General features: G+C 63.5%; 15 protein-coding genes. 8 read left to right on the forward strand and 7 right to left on the reverse strand.

Translation table 11 applies throughout. From position 1 onward, the window contains the following. Positions 1–313: 313 nt before the first annotated feature. From CG471_RS03505 to CG471_RS03530, 6 genes are all read right to left on the reverse strand, one after another. Positions 314–1,540 (reverse strand): NAD(P)/FAD-dependent oxidoreductase, encoded by a 1,227-nt coding sequence (locus CG471_RS03505; RefSeq protein WP_099230662.1) that lies wholly within the window; start codon positions 1,538–1,540, stop codon positions 314–316. A gap of 123 nt (positions 1,541–1,663) precedes the next feature. Next, positions 1,664–2,701: a rod shape-determining protein gene (locus tag CG471_RS03510; RefSeq protein ID WP_004212110.1), complete on the reverse strand. Its 1,038-nt coding sequence runs from the start codon at positions 2,699–2,701 to the stop codon at positions 1,664–1,666. Positions 2,702–2,845: 144 nt separating this feature from the next. Then, positions 2,846–3,889, reverse strand: coding sequence for a choice-of-anchor A family protein (locus CG471_RS03515; RefSeq protein WP_099230664.1), 1,044 nt, complete (start codon positions 3,887–3,889; stop codon positions 2,846–2,848). Between the two features lie 220 nt (positions 3,890–4,109). Next, entirely contained in the window at positions 4,110–4,499 is a 390-nt protein-coding gene (locus tag CG471_RS03520; RefSeq protein ID WP_099230666.1) for a DUF4440 domain-containing protein, read from the reverse strand. Positions 4,500–4,639: 140 nt separating this feature from the next. Then, entirely contained in the window at positions 4,640–6,994 is a 2,355-nt protein-coding gene (locus CG471_RS03525) for a TonB-dependent siderophore receptor (protein WP_099230668.1), read from the reverse strand. Between the two features lie 229 nt (positions 6,995–7,223). After that, entirely contained in the window at positions 7,224–7,946 is a 723-nt protein-coding gene (locus CG471_RS03530; protein WP_099230670.1) for a GntR family transcriptional regulator, read from the reverse strand. Positions 7,947–8,103: 157 nt separating this feature from the next. Here CG471_RS03530 and CG471_RS03535 point away from each other — a divergent pair, with 157 nt between their 5' ends. The 8 genes from CG471_RS03535 (at position 8,104) to CG471_RS03570 (ending at position 18,765) form a co-directional block, all read left to right on the forward strand. Continuing rightward, complete coding sequence (locus CG471_RS03535) at positions 8,104–9,591, forward strand: aldehyde dehydrogenase (RefSeq protein ID WP_099230672.1); 1,488 nt, start codon at positions 8,104–8,106, stop codon at positions 9,589–9,591. After that, entirely contained in the window at positions 9,588–10,397 is an 810-nt protein-coding gene (locus tag CG471_RS03540; protein ID WP_099230674.1) for a carboxymuconolactone decarboxylase family protein, read from the forward strand. The genes CG471_RS03535 and CG471_RS03540 overlap by 4 nt, the downstream gene beginning before the upstream one ends. Then, entirely contained in the window at positions 10,394–11,149 is a 756-nt protein-coding gene (locus CG471_RS03545; RefSeq protein ID WP_099230676.1) for an SDR family NAD(P)-dependent oxidoreductase, read from the forward strand. Before CG471_RS03540 ends, CG471_RS03545 begins: the two co-directional genes overlap by 4 nt. Then, positions 11,146–11,955 carry an NAD(P)-dependent oxidoreductase gene (locus tag CG471_RS03550; RefSeq protein WP_099230678.1) on the forward strand — a complete coding sequence of 270 codons (810 nt, stop codon included), beginning with the start codon at positions 11,146–11,148 and terminating at the stop codon, positions 11,953–11,955. The genes CG471_RS03545 and CG471_RS03550 overlap by 4 nt, the downstream gene beginning before the upstream one ends. A gap of 20 nt (positions 11,956–11,975) precedes the next feature. After that, positions 11,976–12,761 (forward strand): SDR family oxidoreductase, encoded by a 786-nt coding sequence (locus CG471_RS03555; protein WP_099230680.1) that lies wholly within the window; start codon positions 11,976–11,978, stop codon positions 12,759–12,761. A 239-nt stretch (positions 12,762–13,000) separates the two neighbouring features. Beyond that, on the forward strand, positions 13,001–15,286 hold the full coding sequence (locus CG471_RS03560) for a TonB-dependent receptor (protein WP_257211411.1): 2,286 nt from the start codon (positions 13,001–13,003) through the stop codon (positions 15,284–15,286). Positions 15,287–15,384: 98 nt separating this feature from the next. After that, complete coding sequence (locus CG471_RS03565; RefSeq protein ID WP_099230684.1) at positions 15,385–17,034, forward strand: amidohydrolase family protein; 1,650 nt, start codon at positions 15,385–15,387, stop codon at positions 17,032–17,034. Between the two features lie 39 nt (positions 17,035–17,073). Next, positions 17,074–18,765, forward strand: a complete 1,692-nt coding sequence (locus CG471_RS03570) for an amidohydrolase (RefSeq protein ID WP_099230686.1) — start codon at positions 17,074–17,076, stop codon at positions 18,763–18,765. A gap of 42 nt (positions 18,766–18,807) precedes the next feature. On the opposite strand, the gene CG471_RS03575 is transcribed toward CG471_RS03570, so the two are convergent. Beyond that, a complete protein-coding gene (locus tag CG471_RS03575; RefSeq protein WP_010336120.1) occupies positions 18,808–19,266 on the reverse strand; it encodes an Lrp/AsnC ligand binding domain-containing protein in 459 nt (152 codons plus the stop codon). Positions 19,267–19,437: the final 171 nt, after the last annotated feature.

Genomic DNA, 19,437 nt, shown 5'->3' on the forward strand with positions numbered 1-19,437 from the left:
GGAAAGGTCAGCTTCTGCTCGCCTCCCGCTTGTCTTTCCTACTCGGCATTTTTCTGGTCCACCCTGTGGGATGGAATTGGCCGCTCCCATCGCTCCCATATGGACCTTGCCGCAGCGCCCTGCCGCGACAAGCCCGTCGCGTCATGGTCGCCTGATCGTCGCTTCGCTGGCGCGTCGGTGTCGCTTCACAGGCGCGCGATTGTCGCACCGCCGCCGCTTTCCGATGACCCTATGCCGGGAAAATGGCGCAAAACGGGGCGACGACACTGTGAACTTCGTAGGAAAATCCGATTGTCGCGTCGTCGCCGACCTATCAGGCCAGGCCCACTTCCTTGAGCGGGATGCCGGCATCGGCCAGTTGCGCCGGGTCGAGATGGGCGCCCGACAGCACATGGGCGCGGCCCTGGACATAGTCCTTGACCGCATTGACGCAGTCGAGCGCGATCAGCTTGCCGCCCTTCAGATAGACGACCGAGAAGCTGCGGGTGGCGGGATCGCCGCGCAGCACCGTCTGGTCGAAGCCGGTCGACAGGCCCACCGTCTGGAGCTTGAGATCATATTGGTTCGACCAGAACCAGGGCACGGCGTCATAGGCCTCTTCCTTGCCGAGGATGTGGGCCACGGCGGTCTTGGCCTGGTCATTGGCGTTCTGGACGGATTCGAGGCGCATCTGCGCGCCGCCGGCAAAGCGGTTGGCGTGCGATGCGCAATCGCCCACGGCATAGATGTCGGGCAGCGAGGTGCGGCAATATTCGTCGACGTCGACGCCATTGCCGCCGGCCGCGCCGGCCGCGATCAGCGGGCCGGTTTCGGGCACGATGCCGATGCCCACGATCACCATGTCGGTTGCGATCCGCTCGCCATCCTGCATCAGCACTGCCGTCGCCCGGCCATCCTCGACCGCGATACAGTCCATCTTCGCGCCGGTGCGCAGGTCGACGCCATGGGCGCGATGCTCCGCCTCGTAGAAGCGCGAGAGATCCTCACCCGCGACGCGGGCCAGCACCCGATCGAGCGCTTCGAGCAGCACCACGGTCTTGCCGAACTTGGAGAGGACGGCGGCCGCCTCCAGCCCGATATAGCCGCCGCCGATGATGGTGACATGGTTCACGCTGTCGATCTTCGCCATCATCGCGTCGACATCGTCGCGGCGGCGCACGGCATGGACATTGGCGGCTTCGGCGCCGCTGCAGGTGAGCATCCGGGGGCTGCCGCCGGTACACCAGATCAGCTTGTCATAGCCGATTTCCTCGTCGCCGACGGTGACGAACTTGCCGACCGGATCGACGCTCCTGACCCGCTTGCCCAGAAGCATGTCGATCTTGCGCTCGTCCCAGAAGGCGGCGGGGCGGATCAGGATACGGTCGAAGCTCTTGTCGCCGGCGAAATATTCCTTGGACAAAGGCGGGCGCTCATAGGGCGGATCCTTCTCGTCGCCGATCATGCCGACCGAGCCTTCGAAGCCGTGCTGCCGCAGCGAGATCGCCGCCTGCGCGCCGGCATGGCCGGCCCCCACGATCAGAACGTCATAATAGCTCATCCGCCCGCTCATCCTCTTTTATCCGGGGCTTTGCTTGGCGGCATTTGGCGGTGCTGGCAAGCGCCGATGTGGCGGGGCGGGCAAGCGATGCCCGCCAACCATCGTCGGGGCGGTGCGCGCCGGTCAGGACATGGTCAGAACGCCCTCATAGGCGCGATCTTCCAGCGCCTTGCCGGCACCCATGGCGACGCACATCAGCGGCGTGTCGGCGATCCGCACCGGCAGGCCGGTGGCTTCGGACAGGGCCTCGTCCAGCCGGCGCAGCAGCGCGCCGCCGCCGGTCAGGGTGATGCCCTCATCGATGATGTCGGACGAGAGTTCGGGCGCGGTCTGTTCCAGCGCGGTCATCACCGCCATCACGATCTGGCCGACCGGTTCGGACAGGGCGTCGCAGATTTCCGCTTCGCTGATGGTCATTTCGGCCGGGCGACCATTCACCAGGTCGCGGCCCTTGACGATGATCCGCTCGCCCTCGCCATCGGGCGGGGTGGCGCAGCCGATCGCGCATTTGACGCGCTCGGCGGTGGCTTCGCCGATCATCAGATTGTGGACGCGGCGGATGTGCGAGGCGATCGCGTCGTCCAGCTTGTCGCCGCCGACGCGGGCCGAATTGCTGTAGGCGATGCCGTTGAGCGACAGCACGGCCACTTCGGTCGTGCCGCCGCCGATATCGACCACCATCGCGCCGCGCGGTTCGGTGACCGGCAGGCCGGCGCCGATCGCCGCGGCCATCGGCTCCTCGATCAACTGCACCCGCGCCGCGCCGGCGTTGGAAGCCGCATCGCGCAGCGCGCGCCGTTCGACCATGGTGGAGCCGGTCGGCACGCAGATCACCACATCATAGCGGCGGCCGAAACGCCCGCCGTCCTGCGCCTTTTCGACGAAATGCTTGATCATCTGCTCGGCGACATCGATGTCGGCGATCACGCCGTCGCGCAGCGGGCGGATCGCCTGGATATTGGCCGGGGTCTTGCCCATCATCAGCTTGGCTTCATTGCCCACCACCTTGACCTTGCGGATGCCGCGGATGGTCTCGATCGCGATGACGGACGGTTCGTTGAGCACGATGCCGCGATCGCGGGCGTGGATGACGGTATTCACGGTGCCAAGGTCGATCGCCATGTCGCAGGCGGTCGAGGAGAAGAAGCGGGGCATTTTCATGGGAAAGCGGCGATCTGCAAAGATTGTGAAACAATGGCTCCCTGTGCCGCCGCCCGGCGGCGATCAGAAGGGCGCTGCGCCAGTCCGTCCGTTTCCCGCGTCTGGCCGAGGCTGAAGGGACGGAAAAGCACGGTAAAGGGCGGTTCAGGCGGTCTTGCGGATCAGTCGGCGACCCAGCAGCACCCCGGCGATGCCGAGCAGGAACAGGGTCCAGCCCGGCGCTTCGGGCACCGGCGTGCCGCCCGAGCTGCTGCCGGTCGGCGGATCGATCGGCGGGGTATAGGTTCCGGTATAGGTGCCTAGATGCATCTCGCCATTCTGGGTCAGGTTGCCGAACACGGCCGATCCCTGGATATAGTTGGCGGTGGTCGCATCGGCCCAGGGCGCCAGCAGCGATCCGCCCCAGCTGTTGGTGAGGTCGAGCGACTGGGCGTCGCCGAAATTCCAGATCACATGTTCGCCCAGATTGGCGGTGCCGCCCAGGAAATTGTCGTTGAGGCTGACCGTGCTGCCGCTGACATTGACGATCGCGGTGTCGGCGCCGTTCAGGTTGAAGGCGATCTCGCCCACCTTGTCGAGGTCGGCGGCGCTGATCGAGAAGACGGCCAGGCCGTTGGCGTCGGGGCTGGCGTTGAAGGTGGCGCGGTTGCCGCTGATGACCATGTCGCTGTTGGCGGCCAGGCCCGACAGGTTGGTCGACAATTGTTTCATGCTGCCGGCCAGCACCGTGCCCTGCGTCGCCAGGCTGGATGCGAAACCGGGGTCCGACGTGGCCAGGCCGGACTGGACGCTATTCTGGTTGATATTGGTGTTGCTGATGGTGCCGCCGACCTTCACCGTCTGGGCCGCGCCATTGAGGTTGAAGCCGCTTTCGACATTGCCGCCGACCAGCGCACCCGACCCGTTGTTCAAATTCTTGATGCCGCCGGTGACATTGCCGACCACGGTGAGGCCCGCCTGTCCGGTCGTGGAGGTGGCGGGGGTGCTGATCTGATAGCTGGAGGATGTGCCGGTGAGGTCGCCGCCAACGAAGGTGCGGCCCTCCACTTCGGAAGAGGAACTGAGGTCGCCCAGCACGATTAGATTCCATTCGCGTAGCGCGTCGGTGCCGGTGACGGGTGAGGCATGAGCGGGGGCGGCAGCCAGCAGCGCCAGCGACGCCGAAATCATGAAACCGGTCTTTTTCATAATAGATAACGCCAAGTCTTCGCATGTCGTCACAATGGATTGCGTGACGCGTGGCGAAGTCCCCCCTTCCGCTCTCTGGATTGTCGGCCCCGACTCCGGCGCCGGAGCGCCAAGGACAGGGTGGGCGCGCCATAGTCCTGTCGGGCCGGCGCAGCAATATTTTATTAACTATCTGCGAAGATCGATGTCGCTCGTCTTGCGGCGGAAAGGTGCGGACTTTTCAGGCCAGGGTCAGGTAAAGTTCCGCCTCGATCAGCCACTCGCTGCCAAGCTGCCGCCATTTGGCGGTATAGGCGCCCGAGGCGATGAGGATGCCGGACGAGGCGGCGACGCCCTGCCACTGGCCATGTTCGAAGGCAATCGGTTCGACGGGCGAGACGAGGATCGTGTCGGGCGTACGGGTGTAGATGCTGCGATCGGGTGCGGCAAATTCGCGCTTCCAGGCCATTAGCTGCGCCTTGCGCCCGGCGATGACGCCGCTGTCGGTGCCGGTCACCATCACGACATCCTGTGCCAGGATCTGCCCGATGGCGGCTAGGTCGGCATCGGCGAGGGCCCGGTTGAAACTGGCGCGGCGCAGGCGGATGGCAAGATCGGCGGTGGCGGTCATGGCGCTTCCCTTAGCAGGCAGCGCTGCCATCGCCATGCCCGAAGGTCAAAAAAAGAACGCCCGCAGCGGGCTGCGGGCGTTCCGTTCGCCAGACCGGGCCATGTCGAGGAGGGCATGGCCGGCCCGGCGGGGAGAGGGGGTTAGAGCTTGTAGCCCAGGGTCAGCACCCAGGAACGGCCTTCGCCCGGATTGGCCCAGCCATTGTTGCGGACGCTGGTATAGTATTTTTCGTTGGTGAAGTTCTGGACGTTGAGCTGTGCGGTCAGCTTCTCGTCGAACGTGTAGGACAGCATCGCGCGGTGAACGAGATAATCGTCCGCCTTGTACATCGGCGCGGTGCTGGCGTTGCTCAGATACCAGCTGCCCTGATAGGTCAGGCCATAACCCAGCTGCAGCCCGAAGGGCAGGGTGTAGGTGGTGAACAGGCTGCCCGAATGCTTGGGCGTGTTGGTCAGCGGATTGCCAGCCTGCGGATCGGACAGGGCGCAGGTGACATTGGCGGTCGCCCCGGTCGGACGATAGGTCGCGCCCGGATTGTCGAGGCAATAGTCCGAAATGCTCTGCAGCACCTTGCTCTTGAGATAGGTGTAGTTGGCAAAGATCGTCCAGTTGGACGTGATGTTGCCGGTAGCGCCCAGCGTGATGCCGTCCACCTTGTTGCGGCCGTCATTGACGTTGAGGTTGCCGATGGAGGGATCGTTGCTAGCGACCGAATAATTGGTGCGCTTGTTGCGGAACAGTGCGGCAGTCAGCTGCAGGCCATTGTCGAACAGATCGATCTTGCCACCGATCTCGAAATTCTCGGCCTTCTGCGGATCTACGCCGCACGGTTCGAGGCCAAGGTTGACCTGATCGACCGACGCCGTGCCGCAGCCCGCCCGCACGCTGCTCGATGTCGGCGTCAGGCTGTTGGCATAGGCGACATACAGGCTGGCATTTTCAGCCGGCTTGTAGACCAGGCCGACGCGGTAGGAGAAAAGATTGTCGGTCGCATTCTGCTGCGCGCCAGTGGTGTAGGCGCCGCCGGCGGCCGGCGTGGCGATCGTATCGGAGCGGAAGCGGGCACGGTTATGCTCCCAGCGTACGCCGCCGTTCAGTTCAAGGCCGTCGACGATCTTGGCCGCGGCAAAGGCGTAGATGGCAGCGTTGAACGTGTCGCCGACCTGATGACCCGACTGGATATAATTGACCGGGCCGGTGTAGATGGCGTTGGGGTTGCTGATGCTGATCGGATCGAGCGTCGGGTTCGGCGTCGCGCCATTGGCGTTGCGCTCGACATTGCCGTTGTTCAGTACATAGTCTTCCTGCTGCATCGACGTGCCGATGACCAGCGTATGGCCGCCTGGGATGTTGAAGGTCAGGTCGAGCTGGTTGTAGAGCGACTGGTTGACCGAATTGCGGAAGCCGCCACGCGGACCGCTGGGATAATAGGTGTCGGGAAGCTGGCCGGCCGCGCATGCGGCGCCGGTGGGCAGCGTGCCATTGGCCAGGCAGTAGGTGCCCTGGGGCGGGTTCACGACCAGATTCTGTTCCACCCGCTGCCAGCGCGACAGGTTGCGCAGCGACAGCAGATCGCTGAAGCGGTGATCAAAGATCGCCGTGGCCTGATCGATCGTCTGGTCCTGCTTGTCCAGATTCTTGTAGCCATAATAGCCGCTATAGGGGACGCCCGGCAGCGGGCCGTCATAGACCCCATTATTATAATAGGGCACGCCGTAGAGCGGCGTATTGTCATCTTCCTGGTGGGTGTAGAGCAGGGTCAGCGATGTCGGGCCATCAATGCCGAACTTGACCGAGGGCGCCACGCCCCAGCGCTTGTAGCGGTCGACGCTGCGCGCCGGCACGTCATTTTCATGATACATGGCGTTGACGCGGACGGCGATCATGTCGTTGACGCGGACATTGCTGTCGACCGTCGCGCGATAATAGTCCGACGTGCCGATGCCCGCCTGAACCAGCGTCTCGCTATCGGCCTTCGGGCGCTTGGTAACGAGGTTGATGTTGCCGCCGATTGCGCCCGAGCCACCGAACACCGAATTGGCGCCATTGGTGACTTCGACCTGTTCCAGGTTGAACGGGTCGGTGCGGCTATATTGGGCGCTGTCGCGCACGCCATCGATGCTGATGTCGGTGTTGGCGCTCTGGCCACGCAGGTTGATGCTGTCTCCATAGCCGCCGCCGCCTTCGCCCGCGCCGAAGGTGATGCCCGGGACGGTCGACAGCACGTCGCGCAGGGTGAGCAGGTTCTGCTTCTGGATGGTCTGGTTGCCGATCACCGTGATGGTCTGCGGCGTGTCCAGAAGGGGACGAACATATTTGGGCGATTCGGGCTTTTCCACCTTGATGGAACTGTCTTCGATCGCGGTGTCGGTGACGGTGACGCCGCCCAGTGCCTGGCCCTGGCCATTATCCTGCGCGTGCGCGCCGGATGCGAAGGCCATTGCGCCGACGCAGCTCAGTGCAAGGAAGGATGGAGTGTTTCCATATTTCGCCATTGTTTCAGAACCCCTTCGATTGTTGCAGGGGCTGCTATTGCGACCTATTCGCATTGTCAATGCTATTGCGAGTGGATATCTGTTTGACGATGCTTTTTTGCTAAATGATGTAAAAGTCGCACAGTCGGCAAAGTCGCTAACGGCCAATATATGGATCATGACGGCCAATCAGCGGCGCGTGTCTGTCAGTGGCGCCCGAACGCATCGCTTTATCGCGTGCGATGTCGCTTCAAAGGCGGTCGAATGCGCACAGGGTGGCCAGAATCTGCCGATTTTGGCGGTCCGCCTCGAAATGGGCGAGGGCCGGGTCATGATCGGCGATGGCGTCGATGATGCGCAGGCGACCGCGGCGCCATATGCTAAGGTCGAACATGTCGGCCCCGGTGCCGTCGCGCTCCACATCGCGCGCGCTCCCCAGCGCGACACGGGTCAACAGCTCGAACAGGGGCTGGCTGACCATTTTGAACAATATGTCCTGCAGCCGGCCTTCCAACTGGCCGAGCCCGTCCATGCTGTCGCACGCATCGATCTGACTGCGCAGATCGAGTAATTCCCTGTGAAGGGCCTGGTCGTCGCATCGCGCGGCAGCGGCGCAGAGCCGGTTGAACAACAGCGAGGTGATGTCGAGTATCTCGCGCCAGGAACCCGGTTCGCCGCACAGATAGGCGCCCAGCATCCGTTCCAGATCGGCCATTTGCGGTCGCCGGCCATAATAGCCGCCGCCTGGCCCGCGCCGGACCTCCAGCAAGCCTTCATGTTCCAGGATGCGCGCCGCCTGCTGGACCGTGACGATGCCGACTTCAAGCTCGCGGGCAAGGGTCTGTAGCGAACCGATCTGCTCGCCGGCCGGTGCAGCGAGGATGCGCCGGCGCAGGGCGTCGGCGGTATGGCGGACGATCTGCCGCTTGCCGGTCGCCGGTTCCATCGGGTCATTTTGCTGGATGAGGTTCATATGAATTAATGCGCATATTGATCGAAATTTCGCAAGGGCGATACTGAGAATGATCGCCTTGATGATCCAATAATATGCATATTAATGTCGATCCCAAGAGTCGCCGCCCGGTTCTGGAGCGGTGCCGCTGCGCTTACCGCGCCGGAAGGAGAGAGCCATGGCATTCAGGGATCCCGTGATCGACGCATTGCCGCGTCACCCCATCATTATCGGCGGACAGCGCGCGGTGCCGACCGGCCCGGCGCGCCATGCGCATGTCTATCCTGGCACCGGCAAGGTGACGCAGGAACTGGCGTTGGCGGACGCCGAGGATGTCGACCGGGCCGCCGCCGCCGCGCGCAAGGCTTTTCCCGCATGGCGCGCGATGCCAGGCGACAAGAGGCGCGACCTGATGTTCCGCATCGCTGCGCTGCTGGAGGCGAAGTCGGCGGATTTCGCGCCAAGCCTGATCGCCGAAAATGGATCGGTGGCGATGGTGGCGCCCTATATGGGTTATGATGCCGCCCAGAAATTCCGCTATTTCGGCGGCTGGTGCGACAAGCTGCACGGGCGCATCATCCCGATGTGGGGCGCGCCGGCCCATGATTATGTCAGCTATGATCCCTATGGCGTGATCGGCATCATCGTGCCTTGGAACGGGCCGCTGTTCGCCGCGACCATGGTGCTGGCGCCGGTGCTGGCGGCGGGCAATTGCGTGGTGATCAAGGCACCGGAACTTGCCCCCTACAGCGTCATGCAACTGGTCGAACTGTTGCATGAGGCGGGCCTGCCCGATGGCGTCGTCAATCTGGTCACGGGCGGCGCCGATGTCCGCGCGGCGATGGTCAGCCATCCCGGCATCGACAAGATCGAATTCATCGGATCGGGCGCGACCGCGCGCCATGTGCTGACCAATGCGGCCCAGTCGCTCAAGCCCGTCGGCGTGGAACTGGGCGGCAAGTCGGCCGTGGTCGTGTTCGATGATGCCGACCTGATGCTCGCGGCGAAGAAGGGGCTGACCGGGGCGATTTCCTCCAATGGGCAGGGATGCATCAATGGCACGCGGCTGCTGGTGCAGCGCGGCATTTATGACCGCTATCTCGACCTGATCGGGGCAATGGCGGGCCACGTCCAGTCGGGCGACCCGTTCGATCCCGCAACGGTGCTGGGTCCAGTGATCAGCCAGAATGCGCTCGACCGTATCAGCGACATGGTGGCGCGCGGCGTCGCCGATGGCGGCCGCATCATCGCGGGCGGCCAGCGACTGGACGGCGATTTTGCCGATGGCTTCTACCTGCCGGTGACGATCCTCGCGGATGTGCCGGACCAGTGCGAGATCGCCCAGAATGAGGTGTTCGGTCCGGTCCTGGTCGTGACGCCGTTCGAGGATGAGGAGGAGGCGATCGCGCTCGCCAATGGCACCGACTATGGCCTGGGCGCCTACGTCCACACCCAGAATTTGCGCCGCGCCCATCATATGGCGCGCGAGCTGCAGGCCGGCATGATCCATGTGAACGGTTCGGGTGAGGCGATGCAGCCCAATTGCCCGTTCGGCGGCTTCAAGAAGAGCGGTCATGGTCGACTGGGCGGGGTCGAGGGGCTGCATGAGTTCCTCCAGCCCAAGAATGTGTGGATGAGCATGGCCGCGCCGGAGGGCGGACAATGAGCCTGTGTGATCCCGCATCGCGCAGCGCGCTGGGCAGCAGCCTTCAGGCCGAACTGACAGGGCGGGATGATCCCGCGCCGCAATCGCCGATGGCGGAAAGCTGGCGCGACTTCATCTATGCCGAAATCTGGTCTCGTCCGGGGCTGGATCGGCGCGCGCGCTTCCTGATCGCGCTGGCTTCCGCAGCCGGCGCCGATGCGCCCGCCGACCGGCTGGATGGCTATGTGCTCGGCGCGCTGACGACCGGCGCGCTGACCCAGGCCGAATTGCGCGAGGCGGCGCTGCATGTCGCGGTCTATTCCGGCTGGGACAAGGGCGGCGCGATCGACGCTGCGATCGACCGGATCGAGGCAGAGAAGGGGCTGGCGCCGGTTCTACTGGCACCGATCCGCGCCGAACCCTGGGATGCGCAGCAGCGCATGGAGCAGGGCTTTGCTGAATTTCGTGCGGTGATGACCTTTGACGGCCCGCGCGTCGGCAATGGCCTGCCCTATCTGCAGGATGGCATATTGAACTTCGTGTTCGGCGAAATGTGGTGCCGGCCGGGCCTCGATCAGCGGTCGCGCCGCTTCCTCACGCTGGTGGGCGTCGCGGATTCCGCTGCCACCGTGCCGATCGCCAGCCATTTCCATGCTGCCATGGCGAGCGGCAACTGCACCGCCGCCGAACTCAACGAATTCGTCCTCCACTATGCGGTCCATGCCGGCTGGCCCAAGGCGTCGGTGATCCAGGGCGTGGTGCTGGAAATGGCGGGGAAGGTCGCCAAGGGCCTGGCCTGGAACGAGAAAGAGGGGGGCAAGCAATGAGCATCGCGATTGAAATGGACGGCAAGGTGGCGCTGGTGACCGGGGCAGCTTCGGGCCTTGGCCGCGCGACGGCGGTGAAACTGGCACAGGCCGGCGCCCGGCTGTGGTTGGTGGACGTCAATGCGGAGGGCTTGACCGAAACGCTGAGCCTGCTTCCTGAAGGCGAGCATCAAACCGCGATGGTCGATCTGGCCGATCCTGACGCTTGCCATCCGGCAGTCGATGCCGCTGCCGCCCATTTCGGCCAGCTTGATGCGCTGTGCAATATCGCCGGCCTCATCTATCTCGCCAACTCCCCCGACATGCCCAAACCGCTGTGGGACAAGACGCTGGCGGTCAACCTGACCGCGCCCTTTCTGCTGTCGCAGGCGGCAATCCCGCATCTGCTGACGGTGAATGGCGCGATCGTGAATGTCGTTTCCTCGGCCGCCTTCATCGGTGAGGCCTATGCCGCCGCCTATTGCGCGTCGAAAGCCGGCCTCCTGAACCTCACCAAGGCCATGGCGATGGAGTATCAGAAGCAGCCGATTCGCATCAACGCCGTCGCGCCGGGCGGCATGATCACCAATATCGCCACCAATTTCCGGCCGCCCGAAGGCTGCGACTTTGAACTGCTCAAGCGCTTTTCCGGCATGCGCGGCACGGTCGAGGTCGATGATGTCGCCGACATGGTCGCACTGCTTGCCTCGCCGGCAGGACGTGGCTTCCATGGCAATTGCATCTCGATCGATGCCGGGATCACCGCAGGATGAGCGGGATGGAACGGATCGGCTTCATCGGCCTCGGCAGCCAGGGCGGCCCCATGGCCGAACGGATCGCGGCCGCCGGCTATCCGCTCACGCTCTGGGCCCGCCGCCCGGATGCGCTGGCGCCCTTTCTCGAAAAGGGCGCCACAGCAGCGCCGGACATCGCGACTTTGGGTGCGATCTGCGATCATGTCGGCATCTGCGTCGTCGATGATGCCGGCGTGGCGGAGATCGTCGGGCAATTGCTGCCGGCGATGCGACCGGGCAGCCGGATCGTCATCCATTCGACGATATTGCCCGACCATTGCGTCGCATTGGCCGAACGCTGCGCGGAACGGGGTATCGCCTTCCTCGATGCGCCGGTCAGTGGCGGCGGCCCTGCCGCGGCGGCCGGCACCTTGACCCTGATGTGCGGTGGTGCGGTCGATGTCTTCGAGGCCGCCCGACCGGTGCTGGAAAGCTTTGGCGGCCTGATCGTGCGGATGGGCGATGTCGGCGCCGGGCAGCGCGCCAAGATCGTCAACAACGCGCTGATGGCGGCCAATATGGGACTGGCCCACGCCGCGATGGAGGCGGGCAGGGCGCTGGACCTGGATGGCACGGCCCTGCGCGACCTCATCAAGGCGAGCAGCGGCCGCAGCTTCGGCTTCGAGGTCTATGCCCGCCTGCCAACGCCGGGCGCCTTTGCCCATGGCGCGCCGCTGCTGCGCAAGGATGTCGGCCTGCTGATGGCCAGCCTGCCCGATGATGCCGGTGCCGAGGCCCTGTCCTGCGCCGCCATGCCCTTTCTCTCCGCCGCTTGCGGCGACTGACCTTTTCAGGAGATCCAATCATGTCCTTCACCCTTGATCAGTTCCGCCTAGACGGCAAAATCGCGATCGTCACTGGCGCCGGCGGGCGCGGCAATTCCATCGGCCGGGCCTATGCGCTGGGCCTGGCTGCGGCCGGTGCCGCGATCGTCGTTGCCGATCTCAATGCGGAAGGCGCGCAGGCGGTGGCCGACGAGATCGTTGCCGGGGGCGGCCGCGCCATTGCCGTCCAGGTCGATGTGGCTGACGAGGCATCGACTCTGGCCATGGCGACGGCGGCGACCGGTGCCTTTGGCGGTGTCGACATCCTCATCAACAATGCCGCGCTGATGGTCGACATCAGTTACGACAATATCGAAGCCGTCAGCCTCGACGCCTGGAACCGGGCCTTTGCGGTCAATCTCAATGGTGCGCTGCTCTGTGCCCGCGCGGTAATCCCTTCGATGCGGGCGCGTGGTGGCGGACGGATCATCAACCAGACGTCGGGCGGGGCATTTCCAGCGACAGGCCTCTACGGCATTTCCATGCTGGCGCTGGTGGGCCTCACGACCACGCTCGCCAAGCAACTGGGCAAGGACAATATCACCAGCAACGCGATCGCGCCGGGCAATGTCACATCGGATGCCGGCAAGATGCTGGTGCCCGACGATTCTCCGTTCATCCAGTTCCTGCAGATGAGTTGTGCCCTGCGCCCGCGCGGCGAGCCGGATGAACTGGTCGGCACGGCGCTGCTGCTCTGTTCGGACGCGGGGCGCTGGATTACAGGCCAGACGATCCATGTTGATGGCGGATGGGTGTTGCGCCCTTGAACGGAGGCTGGGCGTCATGGCACAAATTGCGATCAGGCCATGATGCCCGCTGCTGGATCGGCGTCCGCGATTCCCGTTCGCAAGATTATCGGCATTTTACCGTAATCGCCGAATAATCTGCGTATTATTTCCAAAATCGTCAAATGTTACGAAACACATTCGGCCGCCCCCTTGATACCGTTTCCTCCAGAAAAGAACAGAAATGTGGCGAGGAAAACAAATAAAAACAGGGGGTTTTTATGTTGTCATCTCACAAGGGTCGCCTTTTCAAGCTGTTGCAGGCCAGCAGTGCATTATCCTGCATGGTCGCCATGGCTGGCGGCGTCGCACAGGCCCAGGAACAGGATCAGGGCGAAATCGTCGTCACCGCGCTCAAGCGCAACACCCGCGTTCAGGATACCCCGATCGCCATCACCGCGGTCACAGGCGCCAGCCTGGAAGCGGCGGGCACCAGCAGCTTTACCGAACTGACCCGCGATACGCCCAGTCTGCGTATCGTCGATGGCGGCCCCGGCAATCGCCGCGTCATCCTGCGCGGTGTCACGGCAGCCGGTGAACCGACGGTCGGCGTCTATTATGACGAAGCGCCCGTATCCGGATCGGTCGGCACCACCAGCGATGCCGCCGGCGCCACCCCCGACTTCCGCATCTTCGACGTGGAGCGCGCCGAAGTGCTGCGCGGCCCGCAAGGAACGTTGTACGGGTCGGGATCGATGGGCGGCACGCTGCGCATCATCTTCAACAAGCCCAAGACCGACAAGATCGAGGCGGCCTTTGCCAGCACCATGTCGGCGGTCGAGGGCGGATCGATGGGCGCGTCCTTCGACGGGATGCTGAACGTCCCGCTGATCGAGGACAAGCTGGCCATCCGCATCGTCGGCAACGCCACCCAGGTCGCGGGCTATGTCGACAACAGCTATTATGGCTACAAGAATATCAACGATCCCTACACCTATGGCGGGCGCATCATGCTGCGCTTCACGCCGACAGAGGCGCTGACGCTGGACCTGAGCGCCAATTACGAGAAGGCGGCCGGTGAATCGCCGCGCTGGTATGCCGAAACCGGCAAGCGCTGGACCACGGACGCGCGATCGGAATCGGGCAATTACGACACCAACCGCATCTATAATGCGACGCTCAACTATGATTTCGGCCCGGTCGTGCTGACCGCCATCACCACCTACACCGACCGCGACCGCATTGTCGTCGGCGATGTCAGCGATACGTTCAACGGCCGCGACACCGCCGCCCGCTGTCAGACCTATCGCGGCAATGGCGCGGCCTGCTCCGCCGACGTGCTGGCCGATTATCTGTCCGACACCCGCGCCCTGCTGTCGTCCAGCCTGTATCAGCCGCAATCGGTCAAGAACTGGCTCAACGAAATCCGCCTGAGTTCGACCGGGGATGGCCCGCTCAACTGGACCGTCGGCCTGTTCAGCGAGGACCGCAAGACGGTGGTGCGCTCGACCCTGCTCAAGGCCGATCCGGACACCGGCTTCCTCTACGATCCGGACGATATCGCCAATCTCGCCTATGATCGCACCATCAACGACAAGCTGAAGCAGAAGGCGGTCTTCGCCGAAATTTCCTACAAGCTGTTCGACAAGCTGACGCTGACCGCAGGCGCGCGCTATTATGATTATAAGAAGACGGTCGGCGGTCGGATCGACATGGGCCAGGAACATTATGCCTCGGTCGTGACGCCCTATACCGAAGCCAAGTCGTCAGAGGACGGCGTGCTTACCAAGTTCAACATCTCCTATCAGGCGACCCCCGATGTGATGATCTATGCCCAGGCGGCGCAGGGCTTCCGGCCCGGCGGCGTCAACCAGGTGATCGGCCTGTCGGCGGCGCTGGCCGCCTACACATCGGACAGCCTGTGGAATTATGAGCTGGGCTTCAAGAGCAAGATCCTGCCGCGCACCTATCTCAATATGGCGACCTATCAGATCGACTGGAGCAACATGCAGGTGTCGGCCCGCACGGCAGGCACCGGATCGGTCTTCGGCCTCATCTCCAACGTCGGCGCGGCCCGCATTCGCGGCGTCGAGGCGGAATTCTCCACCGAGATTGCCGGCATCAGCTTCAGCGCCAACGGTTCCTACACCGATGCCAAGTTGACCGAGGATCAGGTCAGCACCATCGTCGTGGCATCGGGTCGCAAGGGCGACCGGATCGCCAATGTGCCGAAATGGAATTTCGGCGGATCGGCCGAATATAAGCATATGCTGACCGATGCGATGGATGCCGTCATCCGCACCGATGTCACCTATAATGGCAGTTCCTACAGCACGATCAGCCCGACCGACACCTATCGGCGCCGGCTGGACGACTATACGCTGACCAACCTGCGCCTGGGCGTGCAGGCCAGCGACAATAATTGGGGCGCCCATTTCTTCGTGAACAATCTGTTCAACGAACTGGCGGTGGTCAGTTCCAGCTCCAGCAGCAACACCGGCGGCAAGACGGTGGTGTTTACCGCGCCGCCGCGCACCTACGGCATCAACCTCACCAAGAAGTTCTGATCGCCTGGCACGGGGGCGGCCTGTCGGTCGCCTCCCTTTTCGGGGGCCTTATGGCGGCCCCATGATCGACACAGGGGGATGATATGTTCAAGCGACACATGTGTTTCGCCGGCCTTTCACTACTCGCGCTGGTTGCCGGAGGGGCGATCGCCCAACCCGCCAAGGCGCCCGTGGAAGCGATAAAGCCCCGCGCCGGCGCCAATCCCGCACCGGCGCGCGCTGCCGGCGAAGGCGCCGGTCCGTTCCGTAAGATGGTGATCCGCGGCGTCACCCTGATCGACGGCAGCGGTGCGCCGCCGCGCGGCCCCGTCGACATCGTGATCGAAAATGACGTCATCGCCGACATATTACCGGCCGGAACGCCGGGCCTGCCGTTCAAGCAGGGGCGCGCGCCGACCGACGCCGATTATGAACTGGACGCGACCGGCATGTTCGTGACGCCCGGCTTCATCGACATGCATGTCCATGGCTCCACTGACGACAAGGCGCCGGACCTGTCCTATTCCTACAAGCTGTGGCTGGCCCATGGCGTCACCACGGTGCGCGGCGTCGACCTCGCACCCATGGAAGTGTCCCTGAGCGAACGGGCGCGCTCCGCCCGTAACGAGATCGTCGCGCCCCGTATCTTCGCCTATCAGCGGCCGGGGCAAGGCAAGGGCTGGACCGGCGGCCGCACCAATACGCCCGAAAAGGCGCGCGCCTGGGTGCAATGGGCGGCCAAGCAGGGGATCGACGGCATCAAGCTGCTGGACGATCCGGACCAGCCCCCCGAAGTGATGGCCGCCATCATGGACGAGGCGAAGAAGCTGAAACTGGGCACCACGGCGCATCTGTCCCAGATCGGCGTGGGGCGCATGAATGCCGAACAGGCCGGCGATGCGGGCCTTGGCACCGTCACCCATTTCTACGGCCATTTCGAATCCCTGCTGAAAAATGGCCCGGTCCAGAACTGGCCGGTCGACTATAATTATGCCGATGAGCAGGACCGGTTCGGCAATGTCGCCAATCTGGCGGAAGAAAGCGTCGAGCCGGGATCGGACCGCTGGTGGGCCTATCTGGAGCATCAGAAGGCCAATCATGTCACCTTCGATCCGACCATGACCATCTATGCCGCCGGCCGCGATCTGATGTTGGCGCGCAATGCCGACTGGCACGACAAATATACCATGCCGCAGCTGTGGAATTTCTACATGTCCTCGCGCGAGAACCACGGCTCCTATTTCTATGACTGGACCACCGCGATTGAGGTCAAGTGGCGGAATTTCTACCACAAATATATGCGCCTGATTAACGACTACAAGAATATCGGCGGGCGCGTGACCACCGGCTCGGACTCCGGCTTCATCTTCAAGCCCTATGGCTTTGGCTATGTCCAGGAACTGGAACTGCTGCAGGAAGCGGGCTTCAATCCGTCGCAGGTGATCCAGTCGGCGACGCTGAACGGCGCGCTGACGCTCTATGATCCCAGGGGCGAAGTGCCGCCGATCGGCACGGTTCGCGTCGGCAAGCTGGCGGACCTTGTCATCCTCAAGGAAAATCCGCTGCAGAATTTCAAGACGCTCTACGGCACCGGCACGCTGCGCCTGAACGAACAGACCCAGCGGCTCGAACGGGTGGGCGGCGTCAGCTACACGGTCAAGGACGGCATCGTCTATGACGCGAAGAAATTGCTGGCGGATGTCGCGGACATGGTCGTTGCCGAAAAGCGGCGCACGGGCATGCCGGAACAGGGGCTGCCCCATCCCTGACGGGGCGGGGCATCATAATTCAACAGGGACGGGAAAAGAATGAAGAACAAGATGCTGATCCGGTCGGGCCTTGCTGCGCTCGCCCTCATGACGGTCGCCAGCGCCTCCCAGGCACATGATCCGGACGAATGGTATGTCGGCGGCGCGGCCGGCATCGTCAACGGCAAGAAGCCGACCTTCGTGCCCGCGCCGGCGCGCGGCAGCGCTGACAATGTCGGCCCCTTCCGCAAGCTGGTGATCCGTGGCGCGACCCTGATCGACGGCACCGGCGCGCCGCCGCGGGGGCCCTATGACATCGTGGTGGAAGGCAATAAGATCACCGCCATCACCCAGGCCGGCTGGCCCGGCCTGCAGCAGGCGAAGGGGCGTGCGCCGACCGACGCCGATTATGAGATCGACGCGACCGGCATGTATGTGATGCCCGGCTTCAACGACATGCATGTCCACACCCCCGCCAACGACAAGGCGCCGGACATGAGCTATGCCTACAAGCTGTGGCTGGCCCATGGCGTGACCACGGTGCGCGGCGTGCCGCTGGCCGATCCGGTCGTCGCCAGTTCGGAAAAGAACCGCTCTGCCGCCAACGAGATCGCGGCACCGCGCATCTTCAACTATCAGACGCTGGGGGCCGGCTGGGACGGCGGGCCGATCGACAGCCCGGACAAGGCGCGCGCCTGGGTTAAATGGGCCGCGGCTCATAACATCGACGGCATCAAATTCTTCAATCGGCCCGAGGAAACGCCGCAGATCATCGCCGCCGCCATTGACGAGGCGCACAAGAACAGGATGGGCACCACGGCCCATCTGTCACAGACCGGCGTCGCCAATTTCAACGCCTATGACGCGGCCGAGGCGGGGCTGGACACCGTCACCCATTATTATGGCCATTTCGAATCCCTGCTGAAGGACGGGACGATCCAGCGCTTCCCGTCCGACTATGACTATAACAACGAACAGCATCGCTTCGGCGAGGTGGCGGAAATCTGGAACCAGACGGTCGAACCGGAATCCGAACGCTGGTGGGATTATCTGAAGCATCAAAAGGAGAAGCATGTCACCTTCGACCCGACGATGAACATCTATGCCGCGTCTCGCGACCTGATGCGGGCGCGCAATGCCGACTGGCAGAACCTGTACACCACGCCGCAGCTCTGGGCCTATTTCCAGTCGACCCGCGACAATCACGGGTCCTATTTCTACGACTGGGGCACCGAGAACGAGTTTGCGTGGAAGAAATTCTACAACAACTATTTCAAGCTGGTGAACGACTATAAGAATATCGGCGGTCGGGTGACGGTCGGCACCGATTCCGGCTTCATCTACAAGGTCTATGGCTTCGCCTATATCGAGGAACTGGAACTGCTGCGCGAAGCCGGCTTCTCGCCGCTGGAGATCATGCGCTCGGCCACCATGTGGGGTTCGCAGACCCTCTACGAGCCCAAGGGCATGGCGCCGCCGACCGGCGTGCTGCGCGTCGGCATGCTGGCCGACATGGTCATCACCAGGGAAAACCCGCTGGCCAATCTCAAGACGCTCTATGGCACCGGTCATTCGCGCCTGAACCCGGAAACCAACAAGCAGGAAATGGTCGGCGGCGTCAGCTACACGATCAAGGACGGCATCGTCTATGACGCCAAGAAGCTGCTGGCCGAAGTGGCCGAGATGGTGAAGGCGGAAAAGGCGCGCACCGGCCAGGCTGGCGCCGGCCCGGCCAATCCCAACGCCATGTAATGGATCGAAAGCGGCGCCCTGGGAAAGGGCGCCGCTTTCATGTCATAGCGGCAGCGCCGTCGTCGACTTGACCTCTTCCAGCACCGCATAGGTCCGCGTCTCGCGCACACCCGGCATGTCGACCAGTTCCTCGGCCAGGAATTTCCGATAGGCGGCCATGTCCTTCATCCGGACCTTGATCAGATAGTCGAAGCCGCCGGCCACCATATGGCATTCCAATATGTCCCGCTGCCGCCGCGTCGCTTCGGCAAACTGGCGGAAGATGTCGCCGGTGGTGCGGTTGAGCAGCACTTCGATGAAGATCAGCAGCGGCCGCTGGTTGAGGTGCGGGTCGAGCAGCGCGACATAGGAAGAGATATAGCCATTGTCCCGCAGCTTGCGCGTCCGGTCGAAACAGGCCGATGGCGAGAGATTGCAATGCTTGGCCAGATCCTGGTTGGTTATGCGACCATCGGTCTGAAGCTTGTTCAATATCTTCCGGTCAGTTTCGTCCAGGTTCATCGAAACCCCCAAAACGCTAGCAGTTGGCCAAACCTCAACGATATCTGTGCAAGTCGCGGAAAATGCTGGGCTGCGATCCCATGGGCTCATGCCGGGGATAACGTATCGCTGTGGGAAACCCTCAGCGGCATCGCACGTCCCTCGCAGGATTAGCGCCCAACTTGCCAGCGA

This window comes from Sphingobium sp. IP1, from assembly GCF_002708645.1.
GTDB lineage: Bacteria > Pseudomonadota > Alphaproteobacteria > Sphingomonadales > Sphingomonadaceae > Sphingobium > Sphingobium yanoikuyae.